Source organism: Streptomyces sp. MMG1121 (genome assembly GCF_001280015.1).
GTDB lineage: Bacteria > Actinomycetota > Actinomycetes > Streptomycetales > Streptomycetaceae > Streptomyces.
The window spans coordinates 291,167-313,533 of record NZ_LGDV01000190.1 but is presented as its reverse complement, the minus strand read 5'-3'; the positions used below and the strand labels follow the sequence as shown (position 1 = coordinate 313,533).

The following is a 22,367-nucleotide window of genomic DNA, read 5'->3' as shown; positions in this document are numbered from 1 at the left end:
GGACGTGGCCCAACTGCTGCTGGACTCCGTGAAGACCCCCCTCGACCCGGCGGGCGAGACCGAGACCGACACCGCGCCGGAACCCGAACCGGTGAAGTAACACCCGCTCCGTGACCCACGACGCCCCCTGCCCCGCACAGGCAGGGGGCGTCGTCGTTCAGGAGCGGGCCGAGCCGTTCAGATACGCCAGCACCGCCAGCACCCGGCGGTTGGTCTCGTCGGAGGCGCTGATGCCGAGCTTGCCGAAGATGCTCGCCGAGTGCTTGCCGACCGCGCTCTCACTGACGAACAGCCGGGCGGCGACGGCCGCGTTGGAGTAGCCCTCGGCCATCAGCGCCAGCACCTCCCGCTCGCGCGGGGTGAGGGTGGCGAGCGGCTCGTCGCGGCGGCGGCCGCCCAGCAGCTTGGCCACGACCTCCGGGTCCATCGCGGTGCCGCCGTCCGCCACCCGTCGTACGGCTTCCACGAACTCGGCGGCGCCGAGCACCCGGTCCTTGAGCAGGTAGCCGACGCCCCCGGTGCCGTCGGCCAGCAGCTCGCGCGCGTAGAGCTGTTCGACATGCTGGGACAGCACCAGCACGGGCAGCCCGGGCCGTCTGCGCCGGGCCTCCAGCGCCGCCTGCAGCCCCTCGTCGGTGAAGGTGGGAGGCAGCCGTACGTCGACCACGGCGACGTCCGGCTCCTCCTCGGCCAGGGCCCGCCGCAGCTCCGGCCCGCTGGCCACGGCCGCGGCGACGGTGAAGCCGTGTGCCGTCAGGAGAGTGCAGAGCCCTTCCCGGAGGAGGAAGAGGTCTTCCGCGAGGACAACACGCAAGGCAGCTCCATCGTCACCAGGGTCGGCCCTCCGGCCGGGCTCTGGACGCCGAGCGTACCGTCGAAGGCCGACAGCCGGCGGCGGATGCCCCGCAGCCCGCTGCCGCCCGCCCCGAGCACGGGCCCGTCCTCCTCGCGGGCGCCTCCGCCCCCGTCGTCCCACACCGTGCAGCGCAGCAGTCCGCCGGTGTGTCTCAGGGCGACACGGGCGTGCGTCGCGTCCCCGTGCCGGGCGGCGTTGGTGAGCAGCTCGGCGACGGCGAAGTACAGCGCCGCCTCGATCGGCCCCTCCGGACGGCCCGTCAGCCCGTCGGCGTCGACCTCGGCCTCCAGCGGGGCGTCCAGGGCGAGGGCACGCAGCGCGTCGACCAGCCCGCGCTCGGCCAGCACCGGCGGGTGGATGCCACGCACCAGCGCGCGCAGCTCGATGAGGGCGCGCGCCGAGTTCTCGCGCGTCTGCCGCACCAGTTCGCGCGCCCGCTCCAGGTCCGTCTCCATCAGCGTCTCCAGCGCGCCGAGGGCGAGGCCCATCGCGACCAGCCGGGCCTGCGCGCCGTCGTGCAGGTCGCGTTCGATGCGGCGCAGTTCCGCCTCGCGGCTGTCCACGGCGGCGAGCCGGGTCTCGGTCAGCTCCTCGACCCGCTCGGCCAGCCGGCGCCGTTCCACCTCGGCGGCGACGGAGGGAGCCGGGCCGAGCAGCCGCGGCAGCCAGCGGGCGGCGTGCAGCCGGGAGGCCGGACCGGCCAGCAGCAGGGCGGCGTAGTAGAGGAGGAGGCCGGCGGGCAGCGCCATGACCGGCGAGTCCCACACCGCGCCGTAGAACAGGCTGTGGTCGCCGCCGAGGAGCGCGGCGCTGCCCGGGGCGAGCAGGCCGAACAGGCCGTACCACGCCATCGCGCTGGGGACGAGCAGCAGGACCAGTGCGACCAGCGGTTCCAGTGCGAGGAAGAGCAGGTCGCGGCGGGTGGCCGGGTCCTCGCCCGGCGAACGGTCCCGGAGATAGGGGCTGGGGACGGCCGTACCGCCCCAACGTCCGGGCAGCTTGCGGTAGACGCCGGTCAGCTGGCGCGACGCGCGCAGCCGGCCGCGGTCCGGGTCGCCCTGCGTGAAGAGGCCGGCCGGCGCGCAGACGAGCACCATCGCCAGGGCCGCCAGGCTGCACCAGCCGATCGTCCAGCAGTAGCCGAGCGCCCGGTGGCGCCGCCCGAGGCGGCGCAGGGCGGTACCGACGACGCGTCCGCCGGTCGTGGTCATGTGCCTTACCTCCTGGAGGGGCTCGCACCGGCCCCCAGTGTGGCGCGGCCCGCGGCCGGGCGGTGTGGGGCCAGACCCCACCGGGGGGTGGGTCTGGCCCCACCCCCGCTCGGCGGCTGGACGCAATGTCCGCCGCCCTGCGGCTCCGTAGCGTCGAAGACATCGGGAACGGACACGGACCGAGGGGGACCACGGTGATGAGGATGACGAAGGCGACGGACACGGCCGGGACGAACGCCGGCGCGGACCGGCGGACGAAGGTGACGGCGGCGAACGGCCCGCTGGTGCAGGGCGTGGTGCTGAACGTCGCCGCGCCGCTGGCCGTGTTCTACGGCCTGCGGGCGGCCGGGGCCGGCCTGTGGTGGGCGGTGCTGGCGAGCGCCCTGCCGCCGACGCTGGAGGCGCTGCTGACGGTGGTGCGGGAGCGGCGCGTCGGGATGCTGGGCATCCTGGTGCTCAGCATGGTGGCCCTGGGCGCGGCGCTGTCGGTGGTGACGGGGAGCCCGCGGTTCATGTTCGCCAAGGACGGCTGGATGACGGGGATCGTCGGGCTGGTGTTCCTGTGCACGCTGCGCGGACGGCCGGTCATCCACCGGATCCTGTCGTCGGTGACGCGGGGCGACAAGCGCGCGCAGATCGAACGCGACTGGGAGACGTCGCCGACCTTCCGCCACCTGATGCGGCTGCTGACGGCGGTCTGGGGCGTGGGGCTGCTGCTGGACTCGGTGGTCCGGGTGGTGATCGCGTACACGCTGCCCGTCGACTCCGTGATGCTGGTGACGACGCTCCAGTACGTGGCGCTGTTCGTGTCCCTGGAGGTCTTCAGCCGGCGCTACGGGCGCACACCGGCCCGTGTCGCCGCCATCCGCAGCGAGGCCGCGGCCGCGGCGTGAGCGGCACCCGGACCGCGTCGGAACCACGAAGGAGCAGGGACATGGCGCAAGTGGCAGTGGTCACGGGGGCGGCGAGCGGGATCGGCGCGGCGGTCGCCCGGCACTACGGCGGGCTCGGGGCGCGCGTGGTGGTGGCGGACATCGACGAGGCGGACGGCACGGCCGTGGCACGGGAGGTCGACGGGCTGTTCGTCCGTACCGACACCACCCGGGAAGAGGACAACCAGGCGCTGATCGCCGCCGCCCTGGCGGCCTACGGCGGGCTGGACCTGGTGCACCTGAACGCCGGGATCGGCGACGGCGGCGGCTTCGGTGAGGACGACTACGACGCGGAGCGCCAGCACCGGGTACTGGCGGTCAACCTGCACGGCGTGATGTACGGACTGCACGCGGCGCTGCCCGCACTGGCCGCGCACGGCGGGGGCTCGCTGCTGGTGACCTCCAGCATGGCCGGGGTCGGTGCGGCCGTCTTCGACCCGGTGTACACGGCGACCAAGCACGCGGTGATCGGCCTGGTCCGCTCGCTGGCCCCGACGTGGCAGGAGAAGGGGGTGCGGATCAACGCGATCTGCCCGGGTTTCGTCCGCACGCCGATCCTGCCGCCGGAAGCCGTCGACCACATCGTCGGCCAGGGCTTCGCGGTGGCCGAGCCCGCCGAGATCGCGGCGTCGGTGGCCGGGATCGCGGCGGGCGAGGAGACGGGACGGGCGTATGTGCTGCAGGCGGGCCGCGCCCCGGAGCTGGTGAGCTTCCCGAAGCTGGACCTGGTGCGTGCCGACGCCTGAGCCCGGACCGCCGGTCAGGCCCCCTTGGGGCCCGCCTGCTGCACCACCTCGAAGGACCACAGGGTGGAGCCGGAAGCGGCCGGGCGGGGCCGCTCGGCGCCCTCCCCGCCCCCCTGGTGCGCGGCCTTCATCGGCCCCTCCATCCAGGCCTGGAAGGACTCCTCGTCACGCCAGCGCGTGTAGACGAGGTAGGTGTCGGTGCCCTCGACGGGCCGCAGCAGCTCGAACCACTCGAAGCCGTCGGAGTTCTCCACCGCGTGGGCGCGCGAGGCGAACCGCTTCTCCAGCACCTCCCGCTGCTCGGCGGGCACGGTCAGTACGTTGATCTTTACCACACTAGGCACATGACACCTCTCAGGAAGCACAGGCTGGGCACCGCACCTAGCCTTGATCACGTGCGTGCAGTCTCCTATATCCGCCGGTCAAAACGACGTGAGGACGACTCCCAGGCGTCGCCTCCGGCGCAGCGCGAACGATGCGTCTCGCAGATCGCCAAGCGGCTCGACGAGGACAGCGTGCCCACGGAGGCGGAGTCACTGGGGGAGTCGGAGTCCATGGCGCGATTGGCTGCCCGCGAGGAGCGGACGGTCGAACGGTGGCGCAACTGGAGGCGACCGGCGACCGAACCATCCAGATCCCCAACGAGTGGACGAGCGTGAACGGAGATCCCCTCGGGGAGGTTCGACGTGGGCGGCGTGGGACTCGGAGAAGAAGCGGGAGTTCCTGGCGCTGTTCATCGACTCCGTGAGGATCGCGAAGTCCGTCGGCAGGGGCCGGAACTACCGGCCCGTTGCCGGGGACACCCGGTGGCGGACCGTTCGGCGCTTCCGCGCCTCGTCGCCTTGTTGCCCGTCGCTTTCTCGCAGCTCTGCCCGTGCACCACGCACCCCCTACCAGGGTGGCCGCAGGAGTCGCGAGGCAACGCGCGGTGACCGCACCGCCCATGAGTAACCGCCCCTTGACCGGGGGCGCCGAAGGGGGTTGTAAGCGCGCGGTCCCCACCGTGCCGAACTGTCAGCGCGTCACTCCGGCCGCACGTACTCGGCCTGCATGCCTTTCTGACCCCGCGCGGCGACGAAGGACACGCGTTGCCCCTCCTTCAGGGATTTGAACCCGTCCGACTCGATTGCCCTGAAATGCACGAAGAGATCGTCACCTCCGGCATCCGGGGCGATGAACCCGAATCCCTTTTCGTCGTTGAAGAACTTCACCGTACCGCTCTGCCGGTCGGTCATGGGCACTCCCTAAAACAAGCGTGGGCCGTGGTGCCCCCGGCCGTCACAGACGCGGTCGCACCACCAAGACGATACGTAATCATGTAATCACAGTACGTAGCAGTGCGCAGGTCCTGTTCAGCGACAGGAACAGCAACAAGCCCGCCCAGCCCGACCGGCAAGAGACGCGCCCCTTGAAGAGGGCGAGGCTCCGCCGGCGAGCGCAGGAGCGGGGCTCGGGCTCGTGCGACTGGCGCTTGGGCGACTTCCCCGCGGACGGGGTGGACGTGGACCACGTGCGGCCCCTCGCGTTGGGAGGGACCGACACGGACGGGAGTCAGGGCGGAAGCCGCCCTGGACACCTGTCACTCTTCCGGCTCGACGCGGACGGTCGTCACGTCACCGCAGTTCCAGGCCCCGATCCACGGAAGGGCTCCACCGTAGGCGCATGCCTTGACGTGGAGCTCTCGGTCAGTACCCACTGAGCCCTTCCCGGTGACGGTGATTACGTGGCTGTTCGGGTTGGAATTGCAGTCGAATTTCAGGCTGGTCCAATTCTCTCCGCCCCACGGGGACGGATTGTCGTCGAGCTCCTTGATGCTGCCATAGTCCAGCGCCATCTCCTGGGCAGGGCCGCTACGGTTGTTGCATTCACCGAGGAGGGTTCCCGTGAAGGTGTAGCGCCACTTTCCTTCACTCTTGACGGTCACGTACGCCACATGGCTGCGCAGGTCGCGAGGCCGAACCGCTTGCGGAGCTTCGCGCACTGACGGGCGGTCGGAGAACTCGAATGCGCGGGTCGCTGCATTTTGCCCCCCAAGGGGTCAACTTTTCCGAGGCGATACTTGACCGACCCCAGACTTTCGACTGCCAATCTACTCATGCGCCGCGCGTCACGAAATAGCACTTCACTCGCGTGAGTGAAACCGAACACGCCAGCCTCAAAGCACTTTTGGCCATGCGCTCATTACTGCCCGGTTTCTCGGGATTGTTCGCGCCGATGGCACATTCCCCCGCCCCTTGGAGGTGGTCCCCACCCATGCCGCGGAGACCCCGCCCTCCTTGCTCCGTCCCCGGGTGCCCCGAGCTGACAGCACGCGGCGGGCGCTGAGCCAAACATGAGCCCGGGGCGAACACACAGGCGGGGCGCTTCCGCAGTCGGTCGGCGGTCAGTCGAGCGAATGACAGGGCGGACATCACGAGTGAGCGGGCAGCAGCTCCCCGCGCCGATACCTGGGACAGCCGGTCAAAGGCCCTTGCGTACAGTTCGACTTGACCCGGATGCGTCAGCGTGGACGCGGCGTCCAGGGTGTCCGCGTGCGCCCTCGCGTCGTCGAAGATGGTGAAGGTCGGCATGGGCCAGATGGTTCGCTGCGACGAGAACGGAACGATGCCGACGGCCACGTTCTGGAGGTCCATGACCCCAGGAGTGACCGAGTTGTGCCGCCGTCGTCTCGACGGTGCTCAGCCGGTAGCGGAGGACCGATTCCTCCAGGAGGAACGAGAACCGGTGCGCCGCATTGTTTCAGTACCGCGTTCCGTCTCATGCGGACCACGTCGCAGACGTGGACGCCTGGGGCGGGCCACATGGAAAACCCTGAGAGAGCCCTGGCCGGGACCCTGACGGCCCCTTAGGGGATGTCACAGGTCGGCCGCAAAGCCGGGCCCGGAAGCCCGGGCCCGGCACGCGGCTCTCCGGGACCAGGTACGTTCGATGACGTGGCTGGATTCAGGATCGGACGCGGGGGCCGGGACAACCGCACCCCCCAAGGACAGCAGGCACCGCAGGGACCGCCGCAGGGCCGGCCGGGACCGCGGTACGGGCAGCCCGCGGGGCCCTCGCACGGGCAGCCGCCGGGGCCGTCGTACGGCTACCCGTCGGCACCGCAGCCGCCCTACCCGCAGCAGTCGTACGCCCGGCCGGGACAGTCGTACGGCTACCCGGGTCCGGGCGAGGACGGCCCGGAGTACTTCGGCGACGGGGGCTACGCGGGCGGCGGCCCGGACCCGTACGCGGCCAACAACCCGGGCAGTACCCAGGCGTTCTCGATCGACGAGGCCGCCGGCTACACCCAGGGCTCGACCTACCAGGCCGGCTCGACCGCCGCGCCCGCGGCCCCGCTCGGCCCGCCGCTGCACTGGAAGGAACTGCTGAAGGGGATCGTCCTCGCCCCCGACCAGACCTTCCTGCGCATGCGGGACTACACGATGTGGGCCCCGGCGCTCATCACCACGTTCCTCTACGGCCTGCTCGCCGTCTTCGGCTTCGACGCCGCCCGCAAGGACGCGATCGACTCCCCGTTCTCCACCACGGTGCCGATCGTGCTGATCACGGCGGTCGTGATGGTGCTGGGACTGTTCGTCCTGAGCGTGGTCACCCACACGCTGGCCCGCCAGCTCGGCGGCGACGGCGCCTGGCAGCCGACGGTCGGCCTGTCCATGCTGATCACGGCCCTCACGGACGCGCCCCGCCTGATCGTCGCCATGTTCTTCGGCGGCGACGCCGGCTTCGTCCAGCTGCTCGGCTGGGCCACCTGGATCGGCGCCGGCGCCCTGCTGACCCTGATGGTCTCCCGCTCCCACGACCTGCCCTGGCCGAAGGCGCTGGGCGCGTCGGCGATCCAGTTGGTCGCGCTGCTGTCGATAGTGAAGCTGGGTACGTTCTAGGTCCCGGGGTTCCCCGGGTTCCCCGGATTTCCCGGATTCCCGGGACGGGCACGGGAAAGGGCCCCCGGCACTGCTGCCGGGGGCCCTTCGCGTGTCCGGGGTTCTCAGGCGTCGAGAACCTGCCCGGCCCGCTTCACGACGGGCGGCTCGACGCTCCACGGGAAGTTGATCCACTCGTCCGTCCGCTTCCAGACGTACTCGCACTTCACGAGGGAGTGGGACTTCTCATAGATCACCGCGGAGCGCACCTCGGCGACGGTGTCGAGGCAGAAGTCGTGCACGAGCTTCAGGGTCTTGCCGGTGTCCGCGACATCGTCGGCGATCAGCACCTTCTTGTCGGTGAAGTCGATCGCGTTCGGGACGGGGGCCAGCATCACCGGCATCTCGAGCGTCTCACCCACTCCCGTGTAGAACTCGACGTTCACGAGATGGATGTTCTTGCAGTCCAGGGCGTACGCGAGCCCACCCGCGACGAACACCCCACCCCGGGCGATGCTGAGCACGATGTCGGGCTCGTACCCGTCGTCGGCGATGGTCTGCGCCAGCTCACGGACGGCGAGGCCGAACCGCTCGTACGTCAGATTCTCCCGTACATCACTCATGCTGCCTGTGCCCTCACACCTGGGTCCGATGGAAATTGACGTAGGACCGCGAGGCGGTCGGCCCGCGCTGTCCCTGGTACCGCGAGCCGTAGCGCTCACTGCCGTACGGGAACTCGGCGGGCGAGCTCAGCCGGAACATGCACAGCTGGCCGATCTTCATTCCGGGCCAGAGCTTGATGGGCAGCGTGGCGAGGTTGGACAGCTCGAGGGTGACGTGCCCGCTGAAACCGGGGTCGATGAACCCGGCGGTGGAGTGGGTGACGAGCCCGAGCCGCCCGAGCGAGGACTTCCCCTCGAGTCGCGAGGCAAGATCATCGGGCAGGGAGATCACCTCGTACGTGGAGGCGAGCACGAACTCCCCGGGATGGAGGATGAACGGCTCGTCGCCCTCCGGCTCGACCAACCGGGTCAGATCGCGCTGCTCGACCGCGGGGTCGATGTGCGGGTACCGGTGGTTCTCGAACACCCGGAAGTACCGGTCCAGCCGTACGTCGATGCTCGACGGCTGCACCATGGTTTCGTCGTAGGGATCGATCCGTACCCGCCCGGCGTCGATCTCGGCCCGGATGTCCTTGTCTGAGAGAAGCACGTAGCGAGGATACGCAAGGCGCGCGGAGCCGTGACAATCGTGACGACTCCGCGCGCCCGGGTAACCCTCAGTGCCGAAGCCGCTACCGCTTACGCACTGCTCCTACTACCCCTACTGCTTCGGCCGGCTTACCGCTCTACCGCTTCTCCAGGGCGACCGGCACCACACTGCGGAGCCGAGCACACCGGGGACACCTCACGAGCCGGCCGGGGCCGAGCCGCTCGGCCTTCTGCATCGGGAACGAAGCGGCGCTGAAGACGTGCCCGTCCGCACAGCGGACAACGGTGCGTTCCATCAAGTCCCTTAAGTCCCTTCCCCAAGAGCCTCATCGGGCTTCCCGCCCTGACGACAAAAGCCACATTACGGGATCAAAGAGACGACTCTCCAGGCGGCACTCCGGCCCTGCCCGCACCCTCCCCCGGGCCTCCACGGTACGCCCCAACTCCGGCCGCCCGCAGCCGGATCCCACCCCTGAAACAGCCTCAGACCCCCGGGCCTCGGCACCAGGGGTCTGCGATGATGTACAGTGAGCAACGTCCGGACCCCGACTCCTCGGAGTCGACCCGTCCGTACTTACGCGGGTGTAGTTTAATGGTAGAACATCAGCTTCCCAAGCTGAGAGCGCGAGTTCGATTCTCGTCACCCGCTCCATGCGAAACCCCCAGGTCAGTGGCCTGGGGGTTGTTTGTTGTCTAGTCCAATCCGGGGTAGGCGCCCCTCTGCATGTCCTAGGTTCAGTCATGTGGGCCGCCCGAGGGGTGCTCCGGTGTCACTCCAAGCCGCTCAAGGACGACCATCAGACGCAAGGGCCTACCCCCTGCTGAGCAGGGAAGCACGGGTCACCAAGATCCCCGGCAAGACCCGGGACAAGAAGAAGCAACCCCTGATGATCAGGCCCCCTGCCCGCGAGGACCCGCGGGTAGGGGGCCTGTCGCCGTGGACGCCGATCGGCGGTCAGGCTGCCGGTATCGGCGATCCCGCGATGAGGAAGTCCCGCGATTCTGACGATCAGAAGGAGACGGTGATGCCGACCTGGTGGTACTGGCTGACGGTGTCCAGGACCCCGTCCTTGACCGCGCCGAACTGAGCCACGAGGTCCGAGCTGCTGATCGCCGTGGGGCCGGCGGCGATGCCGACCTGCGGGCTCAGACCGCCGGAAACGGTGTCGAGTTCGGCGTCAGAGATTTCAAGGGTCTGAACCTGGGGAGCGGAGTTCATGATGAAACTGCCCTTCGTATGGATGTTCCACAAGGGGGAGCGGCCAAGCTGGGGATAGCCGGTGGGCCGCGACCTCAGGCCCGCGCCATCCGTTTCCGGACGCCTTGGCGCGATCCCGGCGGTGCGCAGGATCAAATCACGGAGCGTGCCCGGCATCCAGTCGCTCACTGCTCCCAGCGGGGCAGTTGAAGCAGTCGACTACTCATCCATGCGCGCATGCACACGAATTGAGGGCAGCTTCTCTACATGGAGCCCCGCATAGGAAACCGACAGCTATTGCCACGGCAGTTCCGACCAGGACAACTCCGCACCAATCGAATGCACCCGTGCCGCAGTTGCGCATTCGCTGTGGAGATTCGGCCACGTATGCATCCGTGCGCCCTTCAGTACCTTGTTCACCGCGTTCCGCGGCCCGTGCACCGCCAGCCCCATCAGGTCCAGCTTCTCCGTCGGCACGGCCCGGACGGCGGCACGGTTGGCGCTGTCGTTTCCGGTCGCGAAGAGATCGGAGGTGAAGACGGTACGGGACAGGACAGGACAGGGCAGGGCAGGGCAGGGCAGGGCAGGGCTACGGATCAGATGCTGCTCCCCCGCAAACGCCTCCAGGAGGCGGCAGCGGTGGTGAGTGTCCAACTGCCTGACAACGCGACGAGGTTGCGTCCTGAGAAGTGGTGCACGGGCTCCCACCTGATCCGGGGGTTTACTCCGGCGTCGGGATGATGCCCGCATGGACGAACGGCCACCGGCTGGTCCATATCGCCCGCGCGAGTGGGACACGAGGGCCGGCACGTCGAACTGGCCATCCCCACGCTCCGGTCCGGCAGCTACTTCCCGCACTGGCTCCTGGAACGTCGGCGGCGGGCCGAGCAGGCTCTCATCAGCGTGGTCGCCACCGCCTACCTGTTGGGTCCGTCCACCCGCCATGTCGAGAAGCTCGCCGAGAGCCTCGGCGTCACCAGCTGCCGAAGTCCCAGGTCAGCGTGATGGCCAGGCACCTGGACGAGCAGGTCGCCGCCCTCCGTTACCGGCCCCTGGACGCCGGGTCATCTGCGTTCGTCTGGGGCGACGCGCTCACGCAGAAGGGCCGCGGGGGCGGGCGTGTCATCAACGTCCATGCCCTCATAGCGGTCGGCGTCAATGCCGACGGCCACCGCGAGATCCTCGGCATCGACAGCGTGTAGCCGATCACCTCGTCCAATTCGACGGCTCCCAGAAGTCCCCCCGTCCTCCGCCGCCTGGCGGTACGCAGGAGGCGTCAGCGGCCTCAACGTCTTTGTGCAGTGATCGCCCAGCGCCGCGGCGTTGCCAATCAACTCGACCTGCGTCGGCGACACTCGAGGTTTCGCGTCGAGTACGCCGGACCCGCCTTGCGCAGGTACGGTTCCGGCTCCTGCCGCCATCCGGGGGGCGGGCCCGACCAGGCTCACGTCGCGCGGAGCTGCCTGGTGCTTCCCGGGAAAGGACCACGAAATCGTCCCCGGCCTCGACGACCTCGCCTCGGTGAGGGGCGGTTCGAGCGTGGGGCGGGAGCAGGTCCGGACCGGTCGCGCCTAGCCCGCGAGCAGCACCTTGAGCGTCGACTCCAGATGGTGGTCGATGGCGGCACACGCGGCCTGCGCGTCACCGGCCGCCAGAGCGTCCAGGATGGCCTCGTGCTCCTCCAGCACCGCTTCCTGACGTCCCTGCTGGTTGAAGAGAGCGACCACTCCGGCACGGACCTGACGGCTGCGCAGGCCGTCGTAGTGGCGGTCGAGCAGGGCGTTGCCGACGGCGGACACCAGGGCCGAATGGAAGCAGTGGTCCACGGCGATGAACTCCCGCGCCTGGTCGGCGCCGGTGAGCTCGCGCTGCCGTTCCAGCAGGGATCGCAGCCCCGCCACCACCGGCGCTGCTCCCCCGGAGACGAGCTGCTGGGCGGCGTATCGCTCGACGATGCCCCGCAGCTCCATGAGCTCGCGGATCTCCCGGCCCGTCAGCGGGGACACCCGGGCGCCCCGCTTGGGCACCAGTTCGACCAGGTCCTCGGCCGAGAGCTGCAGCAACGCTTCCCTGACGGGCGTGCGTGAGACGCCGATACGGTCCGCGAGCTCCTGCTCCGACAGGAAGGTGCCCTGCATCTCGGGATCCGTCAGCACCGTGTCCTTGAGATACGCGTACGCCTTCTCCCGACCGGACGTCACGGCAGCCCCCAGCTCTCGCATACAGCTTGTATACGGACACTACCACGCACCCTCAGGGGGCCTTCGACGACGGCGCGTCCGCGGAGCGGCCTGCCACGGTCATCAGCGGTGCCCTGCCCCGTCAGTTCGCGTTCCCGCCGTGGCCAGGTCGCCATCCGGGAGCGCCGAAGCGCCCGGCGTCGTGAACGCAGACGAACAGCACGGACGAACGCTCGGCAGGGGTGTTCATGGCGGGTGTCTTTCCTGGGAGCGGGCTGGTCAGGAGAGTGCGGGGGCGGCCGGTTCGGGTTCGCCCTGAAGCGGTGCGGTGCCGGTGCGTTCGGGTGCCGGGCGTCCGGACAGCGCGAACACCGACTACGCCGACTTCGCCGTCACCGAGCCACCTCCGCTCAAGCTCGTACTCATCGAGGGCGGGCCCGGCGAGGAGACCCGCCTGGACCGCCTCGGCGTGGAGGTCGAGTCCACCGACCAGGTCAACGCCGCCACCACCCGCCTCAAGGACGCCGGCCCGGCCACCTTCGAGGAGAACGACACCTCATGCCCCGGCAAGGAGCCCTGGGAGGTCTACGTGGTCAAGGCCGACGCCGGCACCCTCTGAGAGCCGGGCCGGCTGCCTGTGGACTCCTCCTCGTGGCGCGCACTCCCGCCCTTGCGGTACCGCCCATGCCAACCCCTGTGGCGCTTCCCACGCCCGACGCGAGCCATGTCGTCCAGCCCGGCCGCATCGCGCTGGGTGCGACACGCTTACGCCGCACCCGCCGCACCCGCCGCACCCGTGTCGCCGAGGAGTCTGCCCACGAGGAGTTCCGCGTAGCCGGAGGCCGGCGGGTCGATGCCGAAGATCGCCCGCAGGTAGAGAGGTGCGATGAGCTGGTCGAGGATCTCCTCCAGGGGCGGCGGGGTCTCGCCACGGGCTGCGGCCCGCTCGCGGATGCGCTCGATGGAGTGGATCCGGCGCTGGAAGTGCTGTGCGCGTTCCGCCTGCGTGTGGGCGCTGCTCGGCATGGACAGGGCAACGGCTCGTACGAGGAGCCGGCCTTCGGGTGTGCGGATGCTCGCCACCCCCGCTTCCACCCAGGCGGTGAGGTCCCCGCGCAGGGTGCCGGTGTCCTTCAGCGGCCAGTCCCGTTCGAGGCGGGTGGTGACCACGTCGACCAGGAGAGCCTCACGACCGCCCCAGCGCCGGTAGATGCTGGTGTGGTTGACCCCGGCGCGTTGCGCGATCGCGGGGATGGTGAGGTCCGCGCCCTCGGAGTCGGACAGCAGGTCGATGACCGCCTGATGGACGGCCGAGCGGACCTGCTCGGAACTCTTGCGGATGCGAGCGGTCGGTTGTTTCGGAGCCACCCCCCCATCGTAAGCACAGATGTTTGCTTCGCGACGCTCATGGATCTACAGTGGTCCTCGTAAGCACAGATCTGTGCTTATGGAGGGGAGGAGAGTGCCGTGAAGCAGCTGCTGTTTCCGAACAACACCCGGTTCTGGTACGAGACCCTGCGCCCGACGAGCCAGATCGCTTACGACGGCGCCGACTTCGGCGAGGTCGTCTCCACCAGCGAGCGCATCGCCGAGGGCGTCATCGAACCGGTCGAGATCCCCTACGAGGACACCACCCTGCCCGGCCACCTCTACCCGGCGGACACCACAGGAGCGCCGCGGCCGACCCTGACCATGCACAACGGCTTCGACGGCACCGCGGACGAGTTCTTCAAGGGCCGGCCCGAGCAGCTCCACGACCACCTGCCCTGTACCAAGACCCTGATGGTGGGCACCGCCGAAGAAGGCGCCGGCGCCCACTGCCACCCAGGCACCATGCGCCTGTCCCAAGCCCGCGTCTACAACTGGCCCGACGACACCGTCGCCGGCGCCGGCACCTGAGGCCCCGGCCCACCAGGCACCGCCGCGAATCCCTCTCTTCTGAATCCACTTGGAGGACCTCCCATGACCCGCACCGGCATCAAGGCCGCTCTCACCGACCTGCTCCTCAACGAGGACATCACCCTGACCGAGGCCGCCGACCGCCACTTCACCCCCGACTACCGCCAGCGCACCGACGGCGAATGGGCCGACCGGGCCGAGTTCCTCGACCACATCGCCCACCTGCGCACGCTCGTCGCCGACGGCGAGATCGAGGTGCACGAGGAGCTCTACGACGGTGCAAAGTACGCCGACCGGCACACCTGCCACATCACGAAGAAGGACGGCTCGACCGTGAGCATGGAGGTCTACGTGTTCGCCGACCTCTCCCCCGAGGGCCTCTTCCAGCGCATCGAGGAGACCACCCTGATGCTCAAGGGCTCCGACGCCGACCGCAACCTCGGCAGCGCCCGCTGACCACCCCCACGCCGCGAGGACACCGCGCACCCCGGCAGCCGGCCGGCATCTTCCGGCCGGCCGGCGAGCCGGGGCCGGACCCGTTTGGGGCCGGCCCCGGCGGCACGCGAAACGGGCCACCCAACCGGACACACACCCGGCCGTCCTGTCCGAGCCGTGCATACCGAAGCTGCGAGAGGTTCAGCCGTCGCACCACCGGTTCTCCGGTGCCGCTCGTCCTCCGTGTCGCCGGCGTAGTAGCGGTAGAGCTGTCCAGCCGGAGTCCGCGGCCCAGGAGCGGCATTTTGTGATCTTCCGGATCCGGGACGGGACGGGCGTCCCTGTGCAGTCCCGACGCCTGCTCACAGCCGGCCTACGCGTCGGCCGCCCCGAGGAAAAAGGCTTCGCTGCGATGCAAACCGGCGCCGAGCCCGTGCGTAGAGGAGTCGACAACCACACCTCCAGGGGGATCCGCATGCACTCGAACCGTTCGGCCGGTCGGACCGCCGGCCGTATCGGGGCCGCTGCCGCGGCTTGTGTCGCTCTGCTCCCGGCCGTCGGCTGCTCGGCGAACGCGGGTACCGGCGTCCGGGTGGCTGCCTACGCACCGGATGCCCAGGCGGTCGCCGCGGTCGCCGCGGTCGCCGCGGTCGCCGCGGTCGCCGCGGTCGCCGCGGTCGCCGCGGTCGCCGCGGTCGCCGCGAAGAACGTGGTCGGGGACAAGAGCGGTACGGGCAAGGCGTCCGACACCCGCCCGGCTCCGTCCGTGCCGGAGCCCGCCGTATTCGCGCGGGCGCAGGTGCACCTGACCGACGGGGACACGGTGGGTGTGGGCATGCCGGTATCCGCCTGGAACTGGGTGCAGGACCAGAACCTCCTGGCCGGGCAGCGTGTGGACTTCCGCCCCAGCACCGCCTATTGGAAGCCGGGCACCGAGAGCACTCTCAGCCGCGGCTCGCACGGCGTGAGCCGCGGCACCACCGGCCGGTCGCAAGTCGCCACTGTCGACACGAGGACGGACATGATGACCTGGGCCTTTGTCCGTGGGTGTGGGACGCTGAGGCAATGGGTGGAGAGCATCGACTGCTGGTCGTCCGGGCGGTGGCCGGCGGCGGAAGCGACGTCCTCCGGACCGTTCGACGTTTCCGGGACGTCTCGCCGCTCCCGTGGGCGAACGGGGCTGGTGAGACTTCGGAGTTCGTGTCCTTTCCGGCGAGTGTGCGATTGGACCCCGAGGGCGCGCCGTGGCGGCTGAGCGTCGCACGGCTCACCGCTGTCGGCCCGTTCTCGCCCCTTCCCGATGTGCGCAGGGAGTTCTCGCCCCTCGGAGGCGACGTCTCCTTGCGCGTCGACGGTGTGCTGCATGAGGTGAGGGAACGGGAGGTCCTGTCGTTTTCCGGTGCGAGTGCGACGGAACTCGTACGGCTGGAACGACCGTGTTGGGCCGTGAACCTGATGCAGCGGACGGGACGGGCCGGGGACGACGTGCACCTGGTGAGCGCTGCGTCGCCTCCGGTGGCAACCCGAGTCGTCGTCGCGGTGGCAGCAGAGGCGGAACCCCCGGACGTGGAAGCCCTCGATCTGCTGGGGCCCGGTTCCGCGCACGCGGTTCTTGCGGGATGACCGGGCCGGGCAGGTCAGGACGTCGTGCCCATGAGGGCTCCGCCGCTTCCCGAGCGGGGAGCGCGCGTTCGGTTCCCGTCCCCCGCTCCAGAGAGAAGAACAAGGTCAGTGGCCGGGGCGGCTACCAGGCGAGGGCGTCCTTCGCGTTGTCCTGCCAGTAGGTGACGGTGGCAGCGCTGTTGAAGAAGACACCGTCCTTCGGGAGCTTCAGGGTCTTTTCCTTGTTGATCGCGTGGCCGTTCCTGTCGGCGAAGACCACGCCCAGGGTCTTCTCCTTGGCCCCGCCTTCGCCGTCGGGGGTGGACGTCGTGATGCCCGCGTACGCGGACTGGCCGGGCTCCAGCGTCACCACGGCCTGCGGCGTGGTCTCCTCGGCCCACGACACCGGGGCCTGGGCGTCGGCGCCGGCCCTCAGGTAGGGGGCGATGTAGGCGTAGCAGGGCTTGGTGCCGGTGTTGGTGGCCTTGAGCAGCAGGTGGTTGATCGGGCGGGACACCTCGGTGACGGTCAGCTTGGTGTTCGCCGTGGTGCAGGTGACGACCGAGGGGGCCCCCGCGGTGGCGGCGGAGGCGGTCTGCACGGTGGCCTGGAAGCCGACGAGCGCGAGGGCGGCGACGACCATGGAGGAGGCGGTCGCGCGGGAGACGAACCGAGTGGCGATACGCATGAGTGGACTGCTTTCTCTGAACACCAGGAAGGGGGTCTACGACTTGTGGGCTGTGCCGGTCGGGCTTCTCTTGGCCCTGCCGCGTGCGGTGTGCGGCAGGGCCGCAAGCGCGGGCCGTGAACGCGGAGTTGAACGGGTCCGATCACCGTGTCCGGCGAGGTGCCGCGTTCGGATGCCCCAAGCCTGTGCCCCGAGGCGTCCCGCCCGCCATTCCCCTCGGGAGTTTCGGAATGCTGGAACGCCCGCACTGGCTCTGACCTGCAAAGAAGTGGCCTTCCTGGGACGCCGATTGGAATGGAGGACCGCGGGTGACGGTTGCCGAGACCGTCGGCTCCGGCGAAACGCGCAGGCCTGAACGCCTCGCCGCACCTCGACATCGGCTCGACATCGACACCGACATCGGCACCACGGCACAGGGACACGGTGCGCGCGAGGAGCGGCTCCGTTTCCGGGGCGGCAGGCCCTACTCTGATCCCCGTGAGGCAGGCAGGCGCTGGGAAGGATGATCGGCGATGACGCCCCTGAGCACCGGGGACCCGGAGTCCATAGGCGGGTACACCCTCCTCGGTCGGCTCGGGGCGGGCGGCATGGGAGTCGTCTATCTGGGAGTCTCCGCCTCGGGACGGCAGGTCGCGGTCAAGCTCGTACACGGCCCGTACGCCCAGGAAGAGGAGTTCCGGACGCGCTTCCGACAGGAGATCGGGGCAGCGCGCAGAGTGAGCGGCGCCTTCACCGCGCCTGTCGTGGACGCCGACCCGGACGCCGACCGGCCGTGGATGGCGACGCTCTACGTGCCGGGGATCAACCTTGCCGAGGTCGTGGAGAAGGACGGCCCGCTGGGCCAGCGGGAACTGCGCGCGCTGGGCCTGGGGCTCACCGAGGCGCTGCGCGACATCCACCGGGCGGGCCTGGTGCACCGGGACCTCAAACCGCGCAACGTCCTGATGACCGACGACGGGCCGCGCGTCATCGACTTCGGCATATCGCACGCTCCTGACAACCAGCGCCTCACCACGACCGGGCGGATGATCGGCACCCCGCCCTTCATGTCGCCGGAACAACTGGCCTCTCCCCGAGACGTCACCCCGGCCTCGGACGTGTTCTCGCTGGGGTCGCTGCTGGTGTTCGCGGCCGTCGGCACGGGACCGTTCGACGCCGACAGCCCGTACATAACCGGCTATCAGGTGGTGTACGGGAGACCGGACCTCAGCGGGGTGCCCGCAGCGCTCCTGGGCATTGTCGAGCGCTGCCTGGACAAGGACCCGGCCGCACGGCCGGAACTGACGGACATACACCGCATGCTCCAGGCGCTGCCGGAATCCGACGCCACCGGGCCCCCGAAGACCCAGTCCGCGAAGCCCCGGTTCCGCCCCGCGCCCCGGAGCGCGACCACCGCCTCCACCGGCACCGGCAAGCGACGTCGAACCCGGATGCTGCTCATCGGCCTCGGTGCGGCGCTGGCCGTCACGGGGCTGGGTATCGGGGTGGGTGTCTTCGTCTCCGATCCGGCCGCCACCGCCTCCCGGACCACCGCCTCCGGGGCCGCCGCCCGTACCGCGTCACTGCCCGCCGGCTGGCGGCCGTGGCAGAAGGAGCTGCGGTACGACGTGAAGGGTGTTCCTCTCGACTACGGCAGCCCCGGATGCGTGGCAGAGGGAAGCGCCCTGTTCTGCGGCGGTACGGGCTTCACGGCCGCCAGGATCGACGCGGCCTCCGGCCACACCCTGTGGCGGACCGGCACCCGCCCGCAGGGGGCGCAGCCGATCGGCGTTCGCGACGGACTGGTCTATGTGTACGAGGATCCGGACGACAGGACCAGGCGCGTGGTGGCCGTCGACGCCGCTACCGGGCACCGGCGGTGGCAACGCGACATCAACAAGTCCCAGGACGCGGTCCTGTACGACGGCGGGCTGCTGACGCTGTCTCCCGACTACTCGTCGTTCGTGGCCTACGGGCCTTCCGGCAAGGAGTTGTGGCAGGCACCCTCGCTGGACGAGAACTGCACCCCGTCGGCGCTGGGAGGCCTCCCCTACGCCCTGTGCTCGCAGGGCACCGAGCCCGGCCAGGCCCCGGTCGAGCTGATGAAGCTCGGACCCGGCAGCAGCAGCGAAACCGCCACACTGCCCAAGAAGGCGGAAGCGCTCGGCGCTGTCGGCGGGCAACCCCTCTTCCTCGCCCCCCAGACCGCGAAGGACGTGTACGAAGCCGGGTACGAACGACCGTACAACGCGCTGCTGCGGGTGGCCCCGGGAACCGGGCAGGTCAGACGGATACCGCTGGCACATCCGCTGACCGGCGCGGCCACCCTGGTGGACGGCGTCGTCTACTTCGTCCGGTCCGACGGGTCGGTCACCGCGGTCTCGGCGGACAGCGGCAGACAACTCTGGCAGAAGGTGACGGACGTGGAGAGTCTGTCCGCGCCCGCGGTGTCGGCGACGTACAAGCGGGTCTACTTCTCCAACCGCTTCGGCCGTCTGCTGGCGCTGGACAGCCGCACCGGAGCGGAGGTCTGGCGCACCTCCGCACTGGCCGATCCCGGGGACAAGGCGCAGGGCTACCCGCCGTGCGTGCTGTTCGTCAAGGACGCGATCGTGGCGATGGCCGGCGACACGGCCTTCTCCCGGAGCCCGGACGGACCCGCCTGACGGCCGGCCCGGTCCGGGCGATGCGGGACAGCCCCCAGGGCCCCGCTGGGCGGCGGGTCCGTGCGGGGAGTCATGGACTTAGACTGCGAATGCAGATCTAGACAATAAAGCTAGATCCAGGCTACCGTTCCTTCCATGGACCACGCCGCCAACCCCGAGGAGTCCGCCCCGGCCGGAGCCGACGCAGCGGGAGCCGGAGCCGATGAGCATCTCGTCCAGGAGGTCGAGAGGATCGCCGTCGCCCTGGGGCGGATGTTCCCCGGGCTGTGTGAAGTCGTTCTGCACGACCTGCGTGATCCGCAGCATGCGATCCGGGCGATCGAGAACAATCTCTCCGGCCGCCAGGTCGGGGACTCCGCGACCGAGCTGGGTCTGGCCCGCATCGCCGACCCGCAGTATCCGAGCGTCATTCAGAACTACCCCAACCAGTTCCCCGACGGGCGCCCCGCGAAGAGCACCTCCATCGGCGTCAAGAACGCGGCGGGCGAGTACATCGCGGCCCTGTGCCTGAACCTCGACGTCTCCGTGCTGTCACCGGTGACGCTCGCCCTGTCCAACCTGGTCGCCACGGACACCGAGCATCGCGACCAGCCCCTGGAGACGCTGCGGAACCGCAATGCGCGCGAGCTGCGCCAGGCGGTCGAGGCGCTGTCCGCGGAGCGCGCGGGTACGCCGAGGTCGCTGAGCCGGGAGGACAAGAAGGCGCTCGTACGACAGCTGCACCGGGACGGCTACTTCGACTCGCGCGACGCCGCGCAGACCATCGCGGACCTGCTCGGCGTGTCCCGGGCGACCGTCTACAACTACACCAAGTGAGGGGTTTTCCATGCCCCCCGGGGCTCCTCCCGCGGCGCCCGGTGACCGGCGACCCTGCCCGAGAAAGGGACGTCATCCTGTGAACCGCACCCTGGCCGACCCCGACACTCCGTTCGCGGTCGTCGACGTGCGCAAAGCCCGGCGGAACATCGACCGCCTCGCGGCCAAGGCCGAACGACTCGGTGTCACCCTGCGCCCGCACGTCAAGACGGCCAAGAGCCTGGACGTCGCCGCCCTCCTGCACGGCGGCACCCCCTGCCCCGTCACCGTCTCGACCCTCGCCGAGGCCGAGGCGTTCGCCGACGGCGGGTACACCGACATCACCTACGCCGTCGGCATCGCCCCCCACAAACTGCCCCGGGTGATCGCCCTCCTGCGCCGCGGGACCACCCTGCGCATCCTCCTGGACAGCACCGAGCAGGCGGCATGCGTGGCGGAAGCCGCCCGCGAGGCGGGCATCGGCATCCCCGCGCAGATCGAGATCGACTGCGACGGACACCGCGGCGGCCTGCGGACCGACGCCCCCGCGCTCGTCGGCATCGGTCGCACCCTGCACGACGCCGGCTGCCTGGACGGCGTACTGGCCCACGCGGGCGAGTCCTATTTCGCCCACACGGCGGACGAGCGGTGCCTGGCTGCCAGGAACGAGCGGGACGCCGTGGTCGCCGCCGCGGAGAGACTGCGCGCGCACGGGCTGCCGGTGCACACCGTCAGCGTCGGCTCCACTCCCACCGCCCACGCCGCCGAGGATCTCACCGGCGTCACCGAACTGCGCGCCGGCACCTACGTGTTCTTCGATCTCGTCATGGCCGGGCTCGGCGTCTGCCAGGTCGACGACCTCGCCCTGTCGGTCGTCGTCACCGTCATCGGCCACCGCCCGGAGTACGGCTGGATCCTCACCGACGGCGGGTGGATGGCCATGTCCCGCGACCGGGGCACCGCGGGTCAGCCCCAGGACCAGGGTTACGGCCTCGTCACCGACCTGCGGGGGAATCTCGTCCCCGGTCTGGTCATGAGCGACGCCAGCCAGGAACACGGCACCCTCACCGCCCGCGACGGCGCCGTCCTGCCCGACCTGCCCGTCGGCACCCGGCTGCGCGTCCTGCCCAACCACGCGTGCGCGACCGCGGCCCAGCACCGCGGCTACCACGTCATCGACAGCACCGAGCCGGCGACCGACGCACCCGCCGTCCGAGCCTTCTGGGAGCGTGTCGGCGGCTGGTAGCCCTGCGCCGGCGCCTGGCTGGAACGACGGTCGCGCGGTGCGCCGCCGTCAGCGCGCAGCAGGCCGGCCACCGCCTCGATGCCGGAGATCAGGGCGTGGTCGCTCACCTTGCCGAAGCCCAGGACGAGTTGCGCCGGTGCGGCGGTCCGGGACGTACGGCACGCTCATGCCGTACAGGCCCACGGCCCGCTCCCGCACCGCGGCGACGACGGCCTCCTCGTCCGCGGCCGGGGCGAGACGCGCGACCGCGTGGAAGGCCGCCGCCGACCCGGTCACCGCAACGTGCGGAGCGTGTGCGGCGAGCGTGGCCACCACCAGAGCGGTGCGCCGGGCCGCGTGTCGCCAGGGCGAGCTGGTCCAGCGGAACCTTCACGATCAAGGGGCCGCAACCCTGCGCTCCACTCGACGAATATCTACCGCAGCGAACACAGAAATATGTGCGGGGTGTCGCCAGCTTCGCTGCCCGCGCGGTCTGGAATTCCGGAAAGCACGAGGCGGCACACTGGGGCCTGTGCTACCTTGAGAAAAGTTGCAGTTTTGGTCAACCAGAGACTTCGCGTACTCGTCGGACATCTCCGAAGGCGTGATCATCGCGGCGACTCCGGGCACACACGGTGTGGAGCCCGGGCACTGCCCCTAAGGAGATTTAATATGGCGACTGGCACCGTGAAGTGGTTCAACGCGGAAAAGGGCTTCGGCTTCATCGAGCAGGACGGTGGCGGCGCTGACGTGTTCGCCCACTACTCGAACATCGCCACGTCCGGCTTCCGTGAGCTTCAGGAAGGCCAGAAGGTCAGCTTCGACGTCACGCAGGGCCAGAAGGGCCCGCAGGCCGAGAACATCGTTCCCGCCTGACGCCGACG

At 70.1% G+C, this 22,367-nt stretch carries 23 protein-coding genes, 1 tRNA gene and 3 pseudogenes; 13 read left to right on the top strand and 14 right to left on the bottom strand.

Features of this window, described 5'->3' with window-relative positions:
- Positions 1 to 157 precede the first annotated feature (157 nt).
- Both ADK64_RS20920 and ADK64_RS20915 read right to left on the bottom strand, forming a co-directional pair.
- Complete coding sequence (locus ADK64_RS20920; RefSeq protein ID WP_053661183.1) at positions 158 to 814, bottom strand: response regulator transcription factor; 657 nt, start codon at positions 812 to 814, stop codon at positions 158 to 160.
- Entirely contained in the window at positions 754 to 2,067 is a 1,314-nt protein-coding gene (locus ADK64_RS20915) for a sensor histidine kinase (protein ID WP_053661180.1), read from the bottom strand. The genes ADK64_RS20920 and ADK64_RS20915 overlap by 61 nt, the downstream gene beginning before the upstream one ends.
- A gap of 203 nt (positions 2,068 to 2,270) precedes the next feature.
- Between ADK64_RS20915 and ADK64_RS20910 the strand changes: the two genes are divergently transcribed.
- Entirely contained in the window at positions 2,271 to 2,960 is a 690-nt protein-coding gene (locus ADK64_RS20910) for a VC0807 family protein (RefSeq protein ID WP_053661178.1), read from the top strand.
- A 41-nt stretch (positions 2,961 to 3,001) separates the two neighbouring features.
- Positions 3,002 to 3,745 carry an SDR family NAD(P)-dependent oxidoreductase gene (locus tag ADK64_RS20905; RefSeq protein ID WP_053661176.1) on the top strand — a complete coding sequence of 248 codons (744 nt, stop codon included), beginning with the start codon at positions 3,002 to 3,004 and terminating at the stop codon, positions 3,743 to 3,745.
- 14 nt (positions 3,746 to 3,759) lie between these two features.
- On the opposite strand, the gene ADK64_RS20900 is transcribed toward ADK64_RS20905, so the two are convergent.
- The 4 genes from ADK64_RS20900 to ADK64_RS47460 form a co-directional block, all read right to left on the bottom strand.
- A complete protein-coding gene (locus ADK64_RS20900; protein WP_053661174.1) occupies positions 3,760 to 4,089 on the bottom strand; it encodes an antibiotic biosynthesis monooxygenase family protein in 330 nt (109 codons plus the stop codon).
- A 678-nt stretch (positions 4,090 to 4,767) separates the two neighbouring features.
- Positions 4,768 to 4,980: a cold-shock protein gene (locus tag ADK64_RS20895; RefSeq protein ID WP_053661172.1), complete on the bottom strand. Its 213-nt coding sequence runs from the start codon at positions 4,978 to 4,980 to the stop codon at positions 4,768 to 4,770.
- 344 nt (positions 4,981 to 5,324) lie between these two features.
- Positions 5,325 to 5,669 carry a hypothetical protein gene (locus ADK64_RS46045; RefSeq protein ID WP_159046307.1) on the bottom strand — a complete coding sequence of 115 codons (345 nt, stop codon included), beginning with the start codon at positions 5,667 to 5,669 and terminating at the stop codon, positions 5,325 to 5,327.
- 169 nt (positions 5,670 to 5,838) lie between these two features.
- Positions 5,839 to 6,378 carry a Scr1 family TA system antitoxin-like transcriptional regulator gene (locus ADK64_RS47460; RefSeq protein WP_234384653.1) on the bottom strand — a complete coding sequence of 180 codons (540 nt, stop codon included), beginning with the start codon at positions 6,376 to 6,378 and terminating at the stop codon, positions 5,839 to 5,841.
- Positions 6,379 to 6,597: 219 nt separating this feature from the next.
- On the opposite strand from ADK64_RS47460, the gene ADK64_RS20885 reads away from it, so the two are divergent.
- Positions 6,598 to 7,626, top strand: a complete 1,029-nt coding sequence (locus ADK64_RS20885; protein ID WP_199829661.1) for a Yip1 family protein — start codon at positions 6,598 to 6,600, stop codon at positions 7,624 to 7,626.
- Positions 7,627 to 7,730: 104 nt separating this feature from the next.
- On the opposite strand, the gene ADK64_RS20880 is transcribed toward ADK64_RS20885, so the two are convergent.
- Both ADK64_RS20880 and dcd read right to left on the bottom strand, forming a co-directional pair.
- Positions 7,731 to 8,228: a phosphoribosyltransferase gene (locus ADK64_RS20880; RefSeq protein WP_053661167.1), complete on the bottom strand. Its 498-nt coding sequence runs from the start codon at positions 8,226 to 8,228 to the stop codon at positions 7,731 to 7,733.
- Between the two features lie 13 nt (positions 8,229 to 8,241).
- Positions 8,242 to 8,817, bottom strand: coding sequence for a dCTP deaminase (gene dcd, locus ADK64_RS20875; RefSeq protein WP_053661165.1), 576 nt, complete (start codon positions 8,815 to 8,817; stop codon positions 8,242 to 8,244).
- Positions 8,818 to 9,394: 577 nt separating this feature from the next.
- On the opposite strand from dcd, the gene ADK64_RS20870 reads away from it, so the two are divergent.
- A tRNA-Gly gene (locus ADK64_RS20870) sits at positions 9,395 to 9,468 on the top strand.
- A gap of 357 nt (positions 9,469 to 9,825) precedes the next feature.
- Here the strand turns inward: ADK64_RS20870 and ADK64_RS20865 are convergent.
- Together ADK64_RS20865 and ADK64_RS47455 are read right to left on the bottom strand one after the other, a co-directional pair.
- On the bottom strand, positions 9,826 to 10,035 hold the full coding sequence (locus ADK64_RS20865) for a hypothetical protein (RefSeq protein ID WP_053661249.1): 210 nt from the start codon (positions 10,033 to 10,035) through the stop codon (positions 9,826 to 9,828).
- A 366-nt stretch (positions 10,036 to 10,401) separates the two neighbouring features.
- Positions 10,402 to 10,566 (bottom strand): annotated as a pseudogene (locus tag ADK64_RS47455) (DUF2000 family protein); the annotation flags it as partial.
- A 223-nt stretch (positions 10,567 to 10,789) separates the two neighbouring features.
- On the opposite strand from ADK64_RS47455, the pseudogene ADK64_RS43225 reads away from it, so the two are divergent.
- Positions 10,790 to 11,204: pseudogene (locus tag ADK64_RS43225) on the top strand (transposase); the annotation flags it as partial.
- Positions 11,205 to 11,585: 381 nt separating this feature from the next.
- Here ADK64_RS43225 and ADK64_RS20855 read toward each other — a convergent pair.
- On the bottom strand, positions 11,586 to 12,236 hold the full coding sequence (locus ADK64_RS20855; RefSeq protein WP_234384652.1) for a GntR family transcriptional regulator: 651 nt from the start codon (positions 12,234 to 12,236) through the stop codon (positions 11,586 to 11,588).
- A gap of 334 nt (positions 12,237 to 12,570) precedes the next feature.
- Here ADK64_RS20855 and ADK64_RS20850 point away from each other — a divergent pair.
- Positions 12,571 to 12,813: pseudogene (locus ADK64_RS20850) on the top strand (glyoxalase/bleomycin resistance/dioxygenase family protein); the annotation flags it as partial.
- 146 nt (positions 12,814 to 12,959) lie between these two features.
- On the opposite strand, the gene ADK64_RS20845 reads toward ADK64_RS20850, so the two are convergent.
- Positions 12,960 to 13,562 (bottom strand): TetR/AcrR family transcriptional regulator, encoded by a 603-nt coding sequence (locus ADK64_RS20845; RefSeq protein ID WP_053661161.1) that lies wholly within the window; start codon positions 13,560 to 13,562, stop codon positions 12,960 to 12,962.
- A 99-nt stretch (positions 13,563 to 13,661) separates the two neighbouring features.
- Here ADK64_RS20845 and ADK64_RS20840 point away from each other — a divergent pair, with 99 nt between their 5' ends.
- Both ADK64_RS20840 and ADK64_RS20835 read left to right on the top strand, forming a co-directional pair.
- The gene (locus ADK64_RS20840; RefSeq protein WP_053661159.1) at positions 13,662 to 14,093 is read left to right on the top strand and encodes a hypothetical protein; all 432 of its coding nucleotides are present in this window, start codon (positions 13,662 to 13,664) and stop codon (positions 14,091 to 14,093) included.
- A gap of 63 nt (positions 14,094 to 14,156) precedes the next feature.
- Positions 14,157 to 14,549, top strand: a complete 393-nt coding sequence (locus ADK64_RS20835) for a nuclear transport factor 2 family protein (RefSeq protein WP_053661157.1) — start codon at positions 14,157 to 14,159, stop codon at positions 14,547 to 14,549.
- 579 nt (positions 14,550 to 15,128) lie between these two features.
- Here the strand turns inward: ADK64_RS20835 and ADK64_RS46040 are convergent.
- Positions 15,129 to 15,365 (bottom strand): hypothetical protein, encoded by a 237-nt coding sequence (locus ADK64_RS46040; RefSeq protein WP_159046306.1) that lies wholly within the window; start codon positions 15,363 to 15,365, stop codon positions 15,129 to 15,131.
- A gap of 228 nt (positions 15,366 to 15,593) precedes the next feature.
- Here ADK64_RS46040 and ADK64_RS49070 point away from each other — a divergent pair, with 228 nt between their 5' ends.
- Entirely contained in the window at positions 15,594 to 16,151 is a 558-nt protein-coding gene (locus ADK64_RS49070; RefSeq protein WP_420713009.1) for a HutD family protein, read from the top strand.
- 121 nt (positions 16,152 to 16,272) lie between these two features.
- On the opposite strand, the gene ADK64_RS20820 is transcribed toward ADK64_RS49070, so the two are convergent.
- Complete coding sequence (locus ADK64_RS20820) at positions 16,273 to 16,818, bottom strand: DUF4232 domain-containing protein (protein WP_063789924.1); 546 nt, start codon at positions 16,816 to 16,818, stop codon at positions 16,273 to 16,275.
- Between the two features lie 512 nt (positions 16,819 to 17,330).
- On the opposite strand from ADK64_RS20820, the gene ADK64_RS20815 reads away from it, so the two are divergent.
- From ADK64_RS20815 to ADK64_RS20800, 4 genes are all read left to right on the top strand, one after another.
- Positions 17,331 to 19,463, top strand: a complete 2,133-nt coding sequence (locus ADK64_RS20815) for a protein kinase domain-containing protein (RefSeq protein ID WP_053661150.1) — start codon at positions 17,331 to 17,333, stop codon at positions 19,461 to 19,463.
- 135 nt (positions 19,464 to 19,598) lie between these two features.
- Positions 19,599 to 20,279, top strand: a complete 681-nt coding sequence (locus ADK64_RS20810; RefSeq protein ID WP_053661148.1) for a helix-turn-helix transcriptional regulator — start codon at positions 19,599 to 19,601, stop codon at positions 20,277 to 20,279.
- A 10-nt stretch (positions 20,280 to 20,289) separates the two neighbouring features.
- Positions 20,290 to 21,504, top strand: a complete 1,215-nt coding sequence (locus ADK64_RS20805; RefSeq protein ID WP_078992749.1) for a DSD1 family PLP-dependent enzyme — start codon at positions 20,290 to 20,292, stop codon at positions 21,502 to 21,504.
- Positions 21,505 to 22,155: 651 nt separating this feature from the next.
- A complete protein-coding gene (locus ADK64_RS20800; RefSeq protein ID WP_053661143.1) occupies positions 22,156 to 22,359 on the top strand; it encodes a cold-shock protein in 204 nt (67 codons plus the stop codon).
- Positions 22,360 to 22,367: the final 8 nt, after the last annotated feature.